General features: G+C 60.1%; 9 protein-coding genes. 6 read left to right on the top strand and 3 right to left on the bottom strand.

Annotated features, from left to right (window positions below; all coding sequences use genetic code 11):
* The first annotated feature begins 161 nt into the window (after positions 1–161).
* Genes OHL18_RS13130 through OHL18_RS13120 form a run of 3 tightly spaced genes read left to right on the top strand, consistent with a single transcriptional unit; the run spans position 162 to position 5,823 of the window.
* Positions 162–1,466 (top strand): TolC family protein, encoded by a 1,305-nt coding sequence (locus OHL18_RS13130; RefSeq protein ID WP_263375299.1) that lies wholly within the window; start codon positions 162–164, stop codon positions 1,464–1,466.
* Positions 1,466–2,605, top strand: a complete 1,140-nt coding sequence (locus tag OHL18_RS13125; RefSeq protein ID WP_263375298.1) for an efflux RND transporter periplasmic adaptor subunit — start codon at positions 1,466–1,468, stop codon at positions 2,603–2,605. The genes OHL18_RS13130 and OHL18_RS13125 overlap by 1 nt, the downstream gene beginning before the upstream one ends.
* Positions 2,602–5,823 carry an efflux RND transporter permease subunit gene (locus OHL18_RS13120; protein ID WP_263375758.1) on the top strand — a complete coding sequence of 1,074 codons (3,222 nt, stop codon included), beginning with the start codon at positions 2,602–2,604 and terminating at the stop codon, positions 5,821–5,823. The genes OHL18_RS13125 and OHL18_RS13120 overlap by 4 nt, the downstream gene beginning before the upstream one ends.
* 9 nt (positions 5,824–5,832) lie before the next feature.
* Here the strand turns inward: OHL18_RS13120 and glgX are convergent, their stop codons facing one another.
* The 3 genes from glgX to OHL18_RS13105 form a co-directional block, all read right to left on the bottom strand.
* On the bottom strand, positions 5,833–7,980 hold the full coding sequence (glgX, locus tag OHL18_RS13115) for a glycogen debranching protein GlgX (protein ID WP_263375297.1): 2,148 nt from the start codon (positions 7,978–7,980) through the stop codon (positions 5,833–5,835).
* Between the two features lie 84 nt (positions 7,981–8,064).
* Positions 8,065–9,681: a Na+/H+ antiporter gene (locus tag OHL18_RS13110; RefSeq protein ID WP_263375296.1), complete on the bottom strand. Its 1,617-nt coding sequence runs from the start codon at positions 9,679–9,681 to the stop codon at positions 8,065–8,067.
* Between the two features lie 52 nt (positions 9,682–9,733).
* Positions 9,734–10,345 (bottom strand): D-sedoheptulose-7-phosphate isomerase, encoded by a 612-nt coding sequence (locus OHL18_RS13105; protein ID WP_263375295.1) that lies wholly within the window; start codon positions 10,343–10,345, stop codon positions 9,734–9,736.
* Positions 10,346–10,495: 150 nt separating this feature from the next.
* Here OHL18_RS13105 and OHL18_RS13100 point away from each other — a divergent pair, with 150 nt between their 5' ends.
* The 3 genes from OHL18_RS13100 (at position 10,496) to OHL18_RS13090 (ending at position 14,827) form a co-directional block, all read left to right on the top strand.
* The gene (locus OHL18_RS13100) at positions 10,496–11,470 is read left to right on the top strand and encodes an alpha/beta hydrolase (protein WP_263375294.1); all 975 of its coding nucleotides are present in this window, start codon (positions 10,496–10,498) and stop codon (positions 11,468–11,470) included.
* A 124-nt stretch (positions 11,471–11,594) separates the two neighbouring features.
* Positions 11,595–11,933 (top strand): P-II family nitrogen regulator, encoded by a 339-nt coding sequence (locus OHL18_RS13095; protein ID WP_184219897.1) that lies wholly within the window; start codon positions 11,595–11,597, stop codon positions 11,931–11,933.
* Positions 11,934–12,136: 203 nt separating this feature from the next.
* The gene (locus OHL18_RS13090; RefSeq protein WP_263375293.1) at positions 12,137–14,827 is read left to right on the top strand and encodes a [protein-PII] uridylyltransferase family protein; all 2,691 of its coding nucleotides are present in this window, start codon (positions 12,137–12,139) and stop codon (positions 14,825–14,827) included.
* Positions 14,828–14,982: the final 155 nt, after the last annotated feature.

Below are 14,982 nucleotides of genomic sequence, written 5' to 3'. Positions count from 1 at the left end.
TTCCAGACAGACGATTGCGTCGGTAGAGATTGATAGCTCCGACTGACCGAAAGATAGTACCGGCTTTACGAAAAATTGACGGTTTTTATGCAATCCTGATCTTGGCTAACCTATGAAGATTCAACACTCACGGCGATACGTGTACTTGCGGAGAAAAGAGATTGTTTAGTTCGAGCGTCCGCATTGGCGCGGTGTCGGGTTGCCTTTGGCTCGTTGGCGCTGTAGCGACAGCGCAGCAGCCGTCCCAAGCGCCAGCCCAGCTTCAGCCACCTGCATCTCCTCTCGCCTTGAGCTGGCAGCAGGTGCAGGATCGCTTCCGCGCCGCCAACCCGACTTTACGCGCTGGCGCTATCGCCATCGATGAGTCGCGAGCTCAGGAGATCACCGCACACCTTCGGCCCAACCCGACCTTCGGCGCGCAGGTCGACCAACTCACCCTCTTTCACAGCAATCCCTACCAGCCGCTCTCGCAGGCCTATCCGAACATCACCTTCAACTACCTGCATGAGCGCGACCACAAGCGCGAACTGCGCACCGACAGCGCCAAGCAGGGAACGAAGATCGCCATCTCGAACCAGACCGACCTTCAGCGGACATTGACGTACTCTCTGCGCCAGGCCTTTGTGCAGACGCTGCAGGCGAAGGCTGTGCTCGCGTTGACGAGCGAAAACCTTTCGTACTACGACCATGTTCTCGATGTCAGCCGGGACCGCTTCCACGCAGGCGATATCGCACAGGTGGATCTCGACCGGTTGGAGCTCGGCCGCGTTCAATACGAACAGGACAACGAGACCGCCGACGTCAACGTCCGCACGGCCAAGATTCAACTGCTCCAGTTGATCAACGACCGCACTCCGGTCGACCAGTTCGATGTGACCGGCCCTTATGAGTTTGCCGACGCACTGCAGCCGCTCGATCAATATCACCAACAGGCGATCTCGGAACGTCCGGACCTGCTCGCCGCGTTGCAGACTGTGGAGAAGGCGAAGATCGATCACCGGCTCGCGATCGCGAACGGCTCGACCGATCCCACTTTTGGCGTCGATGCCGCGCACCAACCCAATCCGCTGAACAGTTACATCGGCTTCAGCGTCAACGTGCCGCTGCGAATCTTCGATCGCAATCAGGGCGAGAAGCAGCGCACGCTGCTGGATATCGACCTGCAGCAGCAGCAGGCTGAAGCCGCCCGTGCGCAGGTCTTCGCGGATGTCGACTCGGCTTATGCCACGGTCGACAGTCAATTGAAGCTGCTGCGCCCCTATAAAGACAAGTATTTGAAGCAGGCATTGAGTGTGCGCGATACCATCTCGTTCTCTTACCAGCATGGCGGGGCGTCTCTGCTGGACTTCCTGCAGGCGCAGGCCGACTATCGCAACATCCAGTTGGGATATGTGAACCTGTTGGGAGCGTACCTCACCGCCGCTGCACAGATGAATGAAGCCGTAGGACAAGAGGTGCTTCCGTGATGAGAAACAAGTTTGCTTCGGCTGCCGCAAGCGCGGGCGTGGTCCTGATGCTTCTTTCAGCGGCCGGCTGCGAGAAAAAAGCCGACATAAAGGATGAGGCACCCGGGCCGCTGAAGGTCGAGCAGGCGCAGGACATTAACACTGTCCACGTCGACCATCCTGAGCAGTTTCCGCTGGCCACGGCGGCAACACAGATGATGGCTTCGTCGATGAGCGTTACCGGGCAGGTGCAGCCCGATGTGACCCATGTCATCCCGGTCATCTCGCTCGCCTCAGGCCGCGTTGTCGCAATCTACGCTCACATCGGCGACTTCGTCCACAAGGGACAGAAGCTATTCACGGTGCAGAGCAGCGATATCGAAGGGGCGTACTCGGACTACCGCAAGGCCGTCGCCGATGAGGCGCTCGCCAAGGTGCAGTTCGATCGCTCCAAGCTCCTCTACAGCAAGGGGGCGATCTCGCAGAGCGCCCTCGAAATCGCCCAGGACACCGAGGACAAGGCAGTCGTCGACGTCGAGACCTCGGCGGAGCACCTTAGGCTTCTTGGAGCCAAGGACCTCAAGCAGCCGACTGGCGCCGTTGACGTCTTCGCGCCCGCGACCGGTGTCATCATCGAGCAAAACATCGTCCAGTCCGCCGGCGTCAAGACACTCGACAACGCCCCCAATCTCTTCACCATCGCGAACATTGACGACGTATGGATCGTTTGCGATGTCTATGAGAATCAGCTCCCCAACCTCGCCGTCGGACAGGAAGCCACGATTCACTTCAACGCTTACACGGACAAGGTCGTCACCGGCCGCATTAGTGAGATCGACCCGATCCTCGATCCGAACATCCGCACCGCCAAGGTCCGCGTGCAGGTCAAGAACCCCGGCTTCATGAAGATCGGGATGTTCGTGACCGCATCGTTCCAGGCGCAGAAGCAGGAGCCCCATGTCGTTGTTCCGGCCTCGGCCATCGCGCACCTGCACGATCAAGACTTCGTCTACGTTGCGACCGGCCAGGCCCAGTTCGCCCTGACCAAGGTGACTGCTGGAGCGATTCTCCCAGGTAACCTCCAGGTCGTTCAAGGCCTGCCGGCAGGCAAGATGGTCGCAACCAACGCCCTCGAACTTCAGAGCACGGTGACGCAATAATGGGATCGCTCGTAGATTTCGCGCTCAAGAACCGATTTCTTGTCCTCATCTTGGCGATTCTTCTCTTCGTCTGGGGCATCATCTCGTTCCGCGCGCTTCCCGTTGAGGCGTATCCCGACGTCGCGAACAACTACGTCCAGATCATCACGCAGTGGCCCGGTCGCTCGGCGGAAGACGTAGAAAAGCAGATCACTGTTCCGGTCGAGATCCAGATGAACGGCATCCCGCATCTGACGCATCTCCGTTCCACCACGCTCGCAGGCCTCTCGAGCGTGATGCTGATCTTCGACGATGAGTCCACCAACGACTGGAACCGCGAGAAGGTTCTGGAGCGCATCTCACAGGTCACTCTACCAACGGGCCTGACTCCCCAGATTGGAACCGACTGGAGCCCCGTCGGACAGATCTACTGGTACACCCTGACCAGTAAGAACCCTAGCTACGACAACATGGCGTTGAAGTCGCTCGAAGACTGGACGCTCGAGAAGCAGTTCAAGTCGGTCCCGGGCGTCGTCGATGTCTCCAGCTTTGGCGGCATCACGCGCGAGTACCAGGTTCGCATCGATCCCGACAAGCTCATCTCCTACGGCCTCACTATCGGTCAGGTCGAGCAGCAGTTGACGAACAACAACGTCAACGCTGGCGGTAGCTTCATTGAAGAGGGCGAACAGGCCATCAACGTCCAGGCGGTGGGCCTGTTCACCAACGTCAACGACATCGCCAACACCGTCATCAAGACGCAGAGCGGCACCGCGCTTCGTATCCGCGACATCGCTACCGTAGAGCAGGGAGCCAAGATCCGCCTAGGCCAGATCGGCAAAGCGATTCGCCGCAACGATGGCGTCGTGGTGGACGACCCCGATGTGGTCGAAGGCATTGTGCTCCTACAGAAGGGGGCCAATTCCGACGAGGTACTGGATAACATCCACGCTAAGGTGACCGAGTTGAACGGCATCGACGCGAAGCCCGCGGTTCCCGCCCACTTCGACGGGGAGTTTCCTTTCTTTCATTCGTCAGAACCCGCTGTCGCCGCGAAGCAGGGGTTATTGCCGCCCGGCGTGAAGGTCGTCCCGTTCCTCGACCGAGATGATCTCGTCCATCTCACGACCCACACCGTGCTGCACAACCTGACAGAGGGAATCATCCTCGTGATGATCATCCTCTTTCTCTTCCTTGGCAACGCTCGCGGCGCGCTTATCGTCGCGCTCACCATTCCGTTCTCGCTGCTCTTCGCATCGATCTGTCTCAACCTGAATCACATTCCCGCAAACCTGCTCTCGCTTGGTGCGCTGGACTTCGGTATGGTCGTCGATGGCGCGGTCGTAATGGTCGAAAACATCGTCCGCCACATGAACCGCAAGCATGACGAACCGCGCTCCACCATGGACGTCGTGCGCGAGGCCGCGCATGAGGTCCAGCGACCCGTCTTCTACGCCATCGGCATCATCATCACTGCCTACCTTCCCATCTTCACCCTGCAGCAGGTGGAAGGCCGCCTCTTCCGCCCCATGGCCTGGACGGTCGCCTTCGCTCTGCTCGGCGCTCTCATCTTCTCCATGTTTCTCGCCCCCGTGCTCTCCACTTTCCTTTTCAAGAACGGAGCGAAGGAGTGGCACAACCCGGTCATGGAGTTTCTGACCAAGCACTATCGCAGCGCGGCTCTCTGGGCGGTCGAGTCACGCTGGATCGTCGTTGGAGCCACGCTCGCAGGCCTCTGCCTCGCGCTCTTTCTCGCCGAAGGCGGCGTCATCGGTTCCGAGTTTCTGCCGCACCTCGACGAAGGCGCAGTCTGGGTTCGCGGCACTCTCGCCCCCAGCACTGGCCCGACCGAGGGTATTCGAGTGATGACCCAGGCGCGGCAGGTCCTGGCAAACTTTCCCGAGGCGAAGGACGTTGTCAGCCAGGTCGGCCGTCCGGACGACGGCACGGATACCACCGGCTTCTTCGACACCGAATACTTCGTCGACCTGAAGCAGAAGAAAGATTGGCGCCCGGTCTTTCACGAGAACAAGGAAGAGCTGATCTCCGCGATGGACCGAGAACTCGAGAAGATGCCCGGCATCATCTGGAACTTCTCGCAGCCCATCTCCGACAACATGGAAGAGGCGGTCAGCGGCGTCAAGGGCGAACTCGCCGTCAAGGTCTATGGCGACGACCTGAAGACGCTCGAAAAGAAGGGCGACGAGATCGTCGGCGTGATGAGCAAGATCAAGGGCATTCAAGACCTTGGTCTCTTCCGAGTCATCGGCCAGCCGAACCTGAACTTCACCGTGGACCGCGCAGCGGCCGCTCGCTTCGGCATCAACGTCTCCGACGTGCAGGATGCGATCCAGACCGCCGTCGGCGGTAACGCCGTCACTCAGGTCCTCGACGGCGAGGCACGCTACGACGTCGTGCCCCGTTACGCCCAGAAGTATCGTGACAGCGCGGAGGCTATCGAAAATGTAAGGCTGGTCTCTCCCAGCGGCGAGCGCGTCTCGCTGGCGCAGCTCACCAAGCCTGTTCTCGCCGACGGGGCCTCCGAGATCTATCGCGAAAGCAACTCGCGCTACGTTGCCATCAAGTACAGCGTCCGTGGCCGCGATCTTGGCGGTGCGGTCGAAGAGGCCATCGACAAGGTCACTAAAGAGGTCAAACTGCCTCCCGGCTACTCGCTCGACTGGGCCGGAGAGTACGCTAGCCAGAAGCGCTCCGCCAAGCGCCTTGCCATCGTCGTCCCCATTACCATCGGACTGATCTTCTTCATCCTGTACATGATGTTCGGTTCGCTGAAGTGGTCGATGCTGATCATGGCAAACGTAGTTATTGCCCCTATCGGTGGCACCCTTGCCCTCCTGGTTACGCACACCAACTTCAGTGTTTCGTCTGGTGTCGGCTTCCTTGCACTCTTCGGCGTGTCCGTGCAAACCGGTGTCATCATGCTTGAGTACATTAACCAGATGCGCGTGCGCGGCCACTCCATCGAAGACTCCGCTGTCGATGGCGCAGTGCTTCGCCTGCGTCCCATCATGATGACCATGCTGGTCGCCACTCTCGGCCTGCTTCCGGCAGCGACCTCGCATGGTATCGGTTCAGACTCCCAGCGACCCTTCGCTGTGGTGATCGTCGGCGGTCTCATCTCCGACCTCATCATCAGCCTGTTCCTGTTGCCCACGCTCTATGTATGGATCGCGGGCCCGAACGACGTTCTTCCCGAGCCCGAAGGCGAGTTCGACTAACCTGTCCCGCTAGAAGATCTGCGTGTTGCTGCGAGGCGCGCAGAGCACCGTCATCGACCGGCCTCCGAGGATTACCTTCTCGCCCACCTCAGTCGTCGCAAATGGGTCTTCGATGTTTTCGGTCGAGATGAGACAGTGCCAATGCCCTCCGAAGGGCGTTGCTGGAAGAGTGAACTCTACGCCTTCGTGGGCAGCGTTCACCATGATGAGAAAGCTATCGTCGACTACCGGGACACCATCATCGTCGGTGACCTGCAGGGTATTGCCATTCAACAGGAAGGCCAGTGACCGGTTCCACTCTGTGTTCCATGCCTTGTTGGAGAGGAAGTTGCCATCGGTGCCAAGCCATACGAGATCATGCACAGCGCTGGTGCCTTCGGTGTTGCGAATCTCGCGGTCCTGAAAGAACTTGCGCCGATGCAGGTTGGGATGATCGCGGCGCAATTGGATCAGCTTCGTTGTGAAGGCAAGCAGGCGCTTGCGCGGTTCATCCAGCTTCCAGTCGTACCAGGAGACTTCGTTGTCCTGGCAGTACGCGTTGTTGTTGCCGCGCTGCGAGCGCCCTACCTCATCGCCGCCGGAGATCATCGGGACTCCCTGGCTCAGGAGAAGTGTGGTAAGCATGTTGCGCATCTGCCGTTCGCGCAGGATGTTGATCGCGGGATCGTCGGTGACGCCCTCCGCGCCCATGTTCCAGCTATCGTTGTCGTTCGCTCCATCCTGGTTGTTCTCGCCGTTGGCTTCGTTGTGCTTCTCGTTGTAGCTCACCAGATCGCAGAGCGTAAATCCATCGTGCGCTGTGACGAAGTTGATGCTGGCGTATGGTTTGCGGCCATCGAACTGATAGAGGTCACTCGATCCCGTCAGGCGAAACGCGAGATCCGATAGCTGGCCCGCATCGCCCTTCCAGAACCGGCGCACCGTGTCGCGATACTTGCCGTTCCACTCCGCCCAAAGGACAGGAAAGTTGCCGACCTGGTAGCCGCCTTCGCCCACGTCCCACGGCTCCGCGATCAGCTTCACATCGGCGAGTGTCGGGTCCTGGTGGATCGTATCGAAGAAACTCGAAAGCTTGCTCACTGCGTGCAACTCGCGGGCCAGCGTCGAGGCAAGATCGAAGCGGAAGCCGTCGACGTGCATCTCCGTGACCCAGTAGCGCAGGGAGTCCATGATCAGCTTCAACACCTGAGGATTCCTTACGTTCAGCGTGTTGCCCGTGCCGGTGTAGTCCATGTAATAGCGCGGTTGTTCCTGTACGGCCCGGTAGTAAGTCGTATTGCAGACTCCCTTGAACGAGAGCATCGGGCCGAACCGGTTGCCTTCGCAGGTATGGTTGTACACCACGTCCAGAATCACCTCGATACCCGCGGCGTGCAGGTTCTTCACCATCTGCTTGAACTCGTCGACCTGGCCCCCGGTGTCACCGCAGGCACAGTAGCGCGGCATTGGCGCGAAGAAGCCGAGCGTGTTGTAGCCCCAATAGTTGCTCAGACCCTGATCCAGCAGCCGTCCATCATCGATGAAGTGATGGATGGGTAGCAACTCTACAGCCGTGACGCCGAGCTTCTTCAGATACTTGATGCTGGCTGGATGACTGACGCCAGCGTACGTTCCGCGCAGCCTCTTCGGCACCTCGGGATTTCGGATGGAAAAACCCTTTACGTGCATCTCGTAGATGACAGACTCTGAGAGAGGAGTTTGCGGCGCACAGTCTTTGCCCCAGTTGAACGCGGAGTCGATGACGACCGACTTGGGGATGCCATAGGCGTCGTCGCGGTCGCAGCGGACAAGGTCGTTATTGTCTTCCACCCGGTGCGCGAAGATCGGCGCCTTCCAGTCGACCTGTCCGGAGATGGCCTTCGCATACGGGTCGACGAGCAGCTTCGAAGGGTTGAACCGATATCCCTGCTCAGGCTCCCATGGCCCATCGATGCGATAGCCGTACATCTGACCCGCTGTAATGCCGCGGACGAGCCCGTGCCAGACAAAGGCCGTACGCTCGCGCAGGTTGATACACTCGGTCTGGTTGCCGTTCTCGTCAAACAGGCACAGTTGCACCGATGTGGCATGCTCGGAGTAGATTGCGAAGTTTGTTCCCTTCGCAGTCACATTTGCCCCAAGCGGGTAAGGTTTGCCGGGCAAGAGTGTGTAAGGCATACCGCTCCTCAAGTAGATGTCTTATAGATGGATGCGTGAAGGCCTTAGGAAGTTGAGTCCATCGCGTCGAGTCGGCGCAGTGATTCAGCCATGCAGCGATCGGACATCCATGAGATCCAGCTCCCGCTCCAGCTTGCGAAGGGTCATATCGCCGATCTCCGCTGAGGCCTCCAGCCTCGATAGCTCCTTTCGTTCGGCCTCCCGGACCTGCGTTGCGATCCCGGAGAAGGTCTCCATCTCTGACCTTGAAGGCGTAGACTCCTTCGTCTGGTCGTCCTCGCGTTGAATCAGCTCGAGGCGGCGCTTATAGGACTGGTCTAGCAGCTCAAGCGCTCTCTGGAAGGACGGCTCGGGTTTGGCGGCGCGCAGCGCTTCGACTTCCGCAAGTGCGGCAAGCGTCATGGCGCGTCGCGCATCCCGCTCCTCGGCCCCGGTGTTGGTGGCGGCACAGACGCCTAGCCGGCGTGTGATCCAAGGCAGCGTAAGGCCCTGACCAACCAGCGTCACCAGGATGACGGAGAAGGCAAGGAAGAGGATCATGTCCCGGTGAGGGAAGGGCGCGCCCGTTGCCGTCGTCTCCGGCAACGAAAGGGCGGCGGCCAGGGTCAACACTCCACGCAGCCCGCTCCAACCCACTACGATCGCCTGGCGGGCGCTCAGCGGGACCATGTTCTGACCCAACACACGCCGTCGGATCAGCGCTGAAAAGCGTGAGCCGGGCAGCATCCACATCATCCGGAGGCCGATCAGCAGCAGCGAAAGCGAGAGCGCCGCCGTCAGCAAGCGGGGCCAGTCGAGTGGCCGCATCCCCGGCAGAACGGCTGGAAGCTGCAAGCCGATCAGAATGAAGACAAGGCCGTTCAGGATGAAGTCGATCGTATTCCAGACGGCGTGCGAGTCGAGTCGCGCCTCAGAGGTATAAGTCGTCGAGGCCTGACGTCCGAGATAGAGCCCGCAAGCTACAGTCGCGAGAACGCCCGAGGCATGGATGCCCTCGCCAAGCAGGTAGGCGCAATAAGGAGTTGCGAGCGAGATCATCGTCTGCAGAGCAGAGCCCTGAAGGGGCCGCTGCATCGTGCGCACGACCCATCCCACGAAGAGCCCCGCCACGCAGCCGCCCAGCACCATCCAGAGAAGCTGAAGCACACCATGCCCGATCGACGGAATCGTCCCTGACACGACAAGCGCAACGCTGAACTCCAGCGCGAGCAGACCCGTAGCATCGTTCAGCAGGCTCTCGCCCTCGACGATATCCAGGAGATATTGGGGCATGCCGATACGCTTGGCGATGGCACCCACAGCGATGGCGTCGGTAGTGCACACCACAGCACCGAGAACGGCTCCTGTCCGCCAGTCGAACCCCGGAAAGAAAAGGTGGGCCGCCACCGCGACTCCAGCGACGGTGAAAGCAACAAGCCCGAAGGCAAGCATCGAGATGCTTACCAGGTTGTACTTGAACTCGCGCCACGACGTCTGTAGCGCTGCCGCGAAGAGCAGCGGCGGAAGGATGACCAGGAAGACGAAGTCTGGTCGGAGCGAGATGTTCGGAAAGATGGGAACGAAGCTGAGGACAAGCCCGCCCAGCACCATCAGGATCGGGTAAGGGACTTTCAGCCTCTGCGCCAGCGCGGCGAGAATCGCAACGAACGCGACCAGGGTGACGAGAACAAGTTCTACGAAGTGAAGTTGGCTCTCGGGCATCTCGACTCAGGATACGTGACCTTCCCCGGGCGGCGAAAGCTCGGCGGAAGTGTTACTCGGCGAGCGCTTGAGGCCGGCTGCCGAACTCCGGACCGAAGTAGCAGAGTTCGACCAGCATGCAATAGATGTGCTCCAACACGAGATGAGACTCCTGGATGTTCATGGTGGTCGAGGACGGAATGACGATGTTCAGTTGACAAACCTCCGCCATGACCCCACCGCCGTTGCCGCTGAAGCCGACGGTCGTCAGCCCCATCTGGTTCGCGAGCTTCACGGCCTTTACGATGTTCTTCGAGTTGCCGGAGGTGGAGATCCCCAGGAAGATGTCACCGGGTGTGCCCAGAGCCTCTACCTGCCGCTCGAAGACGTAGTCGAAAGAAAAGTCATTACCGACCGCGGTCAGAATCGACGTATCCACAGTCAACGCGATGGCCCGCAAAGCCGGCCTTGAGATGGTCAATCGCCCCACGAACTCCGCAACGAGGTGCTGCGCATCGGCTGCTGAGCCTCCATTGCCAGCGACCAGCAGCTTGCCGCCCGCCTTCATCGCCGCAGCGGTCATCTCGCTTAGTTGTACCAGCGTCTCGGCGATCCGTTCATCTGCCAGCACCGCTTCGAGCGTCGCGATAGACTGCGCAATCTGTCTCTGTACTACCGACTTCATTCCCATCTCCGTCCTGCGAACACAGGCAGCGACTCAAGATGCTCGCACCCGCAGATTGAAGTTTTACATAGAATTGGTGGTATGAAGGGTTTGAACTCGGGTTGCCATCGCCATCTCTCATGGCGGATTTTTAGTCGGGCGACATCTGCGATGCTGTTCCACCTCGCTCTCGGCAGTACCTTTGCTGCCGGCCAGGCTGCGGAGAAGCCACCTGTTCCCGCCGCCTCCAAACCTACGCCGGTGCAGGCGAAAGTCGATGCCGGGCTGACGGGCAAGACCGTCTTGTTATGGCCCCAGGGAGCTCCCAAGGCAGTTGGCAAGACGCCCGCCGATGTCCCCACTTTGACTATCTATCTTCCCGCCCACAACACGACGAAGACCGGTGTTCTCATCGCACCTGGCGGTGGCTATTCCTACCTCTCCATGCACCATGAAGGAGAGGACGTCGCGCACTGGCTGAACGCCCGCGGTGTTGCGGCGTTCGTCTTAAAGTACCGGCTTGGTCCGGTCTATCACCATCCGATCGAGCTCAACGACGCCCAGCGGGCGTTGCGCTTGGTGCGAAAAAACGCTGCGGACTACAGCATCACGCCTGATCACATCGGCATGTGGGGGTTCTCTGCCGGAGGACATCTTGCCGCGACGGCGGGAACGCATTACGACGCAGGAAATCCGCAGTCGCAGGACGCGATCGAGAAGACATCCTGCCGCCCCGACTTTCTAATCCTCGCGTATCCCGTTATCACGATGCTCATCCCCAATACTCATGGCGTCTCGCGCAAATTTTTGCTGGGCGATGACGCCCCGCAGACGTTGCTCGCCAACCTGTCCGATGAGACCCAGGTCAACAAAGACACGCCGCCGACCTTCCTCTTCGCCACCACCGACGATGGAATTGTGCCCGTCATGAACAGCGTTGCCTTCTACACCGCGCTGGTGAAAGCGGGCGTGCCAGCCGAGATGCACCTGTTTCAGCATGGAAACCACGGCTCAGGACTGGCAGAAGGCAATCCGCAACTCAGCGTCTGGCCGGAGCTGTTGATCAAGTGGATGCGAGAGCGCGGATACGCCTCGGCGAATGATGCTCCTGTAAATCCGGTAGCGACGACGACAGCGCCTCGCTAACCTTCACCCGCCGGTTTGTCGTAGAGTAGTGTTGTCCCGGCCAGATTTACCCTGAAGCAGAGTTAAACCTTGTCTGCGCTCGGCGCGTGGCGTATGTTTCGTCTACTTTAAGGATGGAGAGCAAATGACAAAGATTGAGGCAATCATCCAGCCATCGAAGCTGGACGCTGTGAAAGACGCCCTGGTAGAGATGGGGATCGAAGGGATGACGATCTTCGAGGCCCGCGGTCACGGTCGCCAAAAGGGCCACACCGAGTTCTATCGCGGCCGCGAGTACTCGGTCGACCTGCTGCCGAAGGTCAAGCTCGAGCTGGTCACCAGCGACGAACGTGCTGAGCTCGCGATTCAGGCCATTATCACGGCCGCGCGCACCGGCACGATCGGCGACGGCAAGATCTTCGTCTCGAAGATCGACGAGGCCATCCGCATCCGTAACGATGAGCGCGGCGATATCGCGCTGTAGGCGAAGGCATTCACAAAAGACACTCGCGGTACCGGATCTCCGGTGTAGTGTATCTGCAACCGTCCTACTCGCCCGGGATCCGGCTCGGCGCTGGCGAGAAGTGAACGTTTAACGAAGAGATCGAGCCGGCATCCACGACTCCTATGGCCAATGACCGTACTGTTTCAGAGGATGGCGACAGGCGCGCAGCATACCAGCGAAGGATGCTGGAGATTGCGTCTGCCTTCGAGGCAGGAGCCTCGGGCGCTGCGACCGTCCGCGCGCGGTCGGATGCAGTCGATGCGCTGGTCGCTTCGCTCTGGACGGAGGCATGCGCCGCCGAGCCGCAGCTTGTCTGCAACATCGCGCTTGTAGGTATCGGTGGATATGGTCGCCGCGAGCTCTTTCCCTACTCCGACGTAGATCTCATGTTTCTTGTCGAGCCGAAGCTCCCCGCCAAAGTCTTCGAAGCTTCAGTAAAGCCCGCTATCCGGCGCATGAGCCAGTCTCTCTGGGACTGTGGACTAAGGTTGTCGCCGCAGACCCGGAAGCTTACGGAGTGTGAGCGTTTTGACCCGGAGAATACGGAGTTTGCACTTGCCCTGCTCGATCAACGTCCTCTCGGCGGCGATGCCGCACTTCACGAAAGGCTACATAGCCAGGCCCTGGCGAAGATGTTCGACCGCGACCGCGATGCGATTTTGCGACGTCTTGTCGAACTCACTCTGGCGCGCCACGCGAAGTATGGCGACACGCTGTTTCATCTCGAGCCCAACGTAAAGGAGTGTCCTGGCGGCCTGCGCGACGTACATGTTTGCGGCTGGATCGCCCGGCTGCTCTCGGGTTCACGGGAGGGTGGCATCGGCATCGCCGCAAGCTCCGAGTCGATCTTCGAAGCGGGTACCAATGGTCAGGAGTTTCAAGAGGCGGTGGCTTTTCTTCAGTTACTGCGCTGCTTCCTTCACTTGAGGCATGAACGGGACGACAATACCCTGGACTGGCAGGCGCAGGATGCCGCGGCAGCTGCGGCGGTCGGACTGAATCGCAGAGGCCTGCCCAGCCCCGACGCCGCTTACTGGATGAGGCTCTACTTCCGCAATGCTCGCGTCGTGGAACGCAATACAGTCCAGATGCTCGACGCGGCACCTTCGCCGAAGCCACCTTCCCGACTCCTGAAGCTGGTCGAGATGAAGAACAAGGTCTCCTCGGGCAAGCGCAAAAAGACTGGCCGCGAGGGTTTCCGCGTGGTGCGCGGTTCTTTGATCTTTGAAGCCGACGAACCTGCCTCCGATGCCAATTCCACGCCCGGCCGATCGGATCCCGCAAACGATCCCGACACGGTTCTTCGCATGTTCGGTGCCATGGCGGAGTCTGGCTTCCGGCTTGGCATCGAAGCTGAGCAGCGGCTTTCGCTTGCGCTTCCTCTACTCTCGGCCGACCTCGAAGAGGGCCCCGCGCTGTGGCGGCACATGGAGACCATCCTCACCGGCCACTTTGCTGGAGGCGCGCTGCGCTCCATGCACGCTCTGGGCATTCTCGAACTCCTCATTCCGGAGTTCCACGGCATCGATGCTCTCGTGATCCGGGATGCCTACCACCGCTATACCGTCGACGAGCACACCTTTGTCCTCATTGACTCGCTCCATGAACTGGAGACGCAGCCTGCTCCTACGCAACCGTCTCCTCCCACCTCCGCGGCCCATCACCCGATGTCGGAGTGGTCCAGCCGCTTCGGCCAGCTTCTTCGCGACCTGCAGCAGCCCGGCCTGCTTTATCTCGTGGCCTTGCTGCACGACACGGGAAAGGGGCGCAGTAACGGCGACCACGCCCAGGAGAGCGTCCGCATGGCGCAGAACGTCCTCTCTCGCCTCGAACTCGATGGGTACGAGAGCAACCTCGTCCTGAGGCTGATCGGCGGACATCTGGAGATGTCTGCCGCCCTGCGCCGCGACATCTTCGACACCGACACCGTCCGTGGATTTGCAGCCAAAGTGCAGACCCCCGAGGCGCTGCGCATGCTCACTCTCTTCACTTACGCCGACATCCAGGCGGTCCATCCCGATGCCCTCACGCCGTGGAAGGCAGAAAATCTGTGGCGGCTTTACCTGGCCACCTCCAACTATCTCGAGCGCAATCTCGATGAAGAGCGGGTAGGCACCGGCCGCGAACGGGAACAGATCCTTCGCGTCACCGCGATGATCCCCAAACGCAGACACGAGGTGGAACAGTTTCTGGAGGGTCTGCCCGCCCGCTATCTCAGCACCAGAACGCCGGAGCAGGTCCGCGCCCACTTTGAACTCTCCGCCCGCTTCGCTGAGGATCCCGTTCAGCTCGATTTCACTTATTCGCCCAGCGTCAACGAGATCACGCTGGTCACCCCCGACCGGCCGCTGCTCTTCGCCAATATGGCCGGGGCTTTGGCCGCATGGGGCATGAACATCATCACCGCAGATGCCTTCTCAAACAGGCAGGGCGTTGTCGTCGACAGCTTCCGCTTCACCGACGCCTTCCGCACGCTTGAGATGAACGTCTCGGAGCGCGAACGGTTCGTCCAGAGTGTTCACGACGTCGTGACCGGTGCGGTGCCGGTAGAGACGCTGCTCCACGGTCGCCGCCGGGGCAAGCGCAAGCCGCCCATGATGGTCGTCGCCCCGCGAATTGACTTCGACGACCATGCCTCTTCGCACAGCACGCTGCTCCAGGTCGTGGCACAGGACACGCCCGGTCTCTTGCGCGCTCTAAGCCTCACCTTGGCGGCACACGAATGTAATGTCGACGTCGCGCTGGTCGATACCGAGGGAGAGACCGCGATCGACGTCTTTTACATCACGCGGAACCAGGCGAAACTGGGGCCCACGGAACAGGACCAGCTTCGCCAGGCCCTTTTCGGTGCTATCGAAGATCGTGGACGGTAGCCTCTGCGTGGTGACGCGGATGCCCTCGCCGCGCGAACGACTTCCAGATAGCCGTTAATGCGGCCCAACGGAAAGATTTTCCTTGGGCCAACTTTCCAACCATTCACGACATCCATACGATTAGTCCAAGATTCAACTAACGTTGTGGTGACACT

It is taken from the genome of Granulicella aggregans, from assembly GCF_025685565.1.
In the GTDB taxonomy this organism is placed as follows: domain Bacteria; phylum Acidobacteriota; class Terriglobia; order Terriglobales; family Acidobacteriaceae; genus Edaphobacter; species Edaphobacter aggregans_B.
This window is presented reverse-complemented; position numbering and strand designations above follow the sequence as displayed.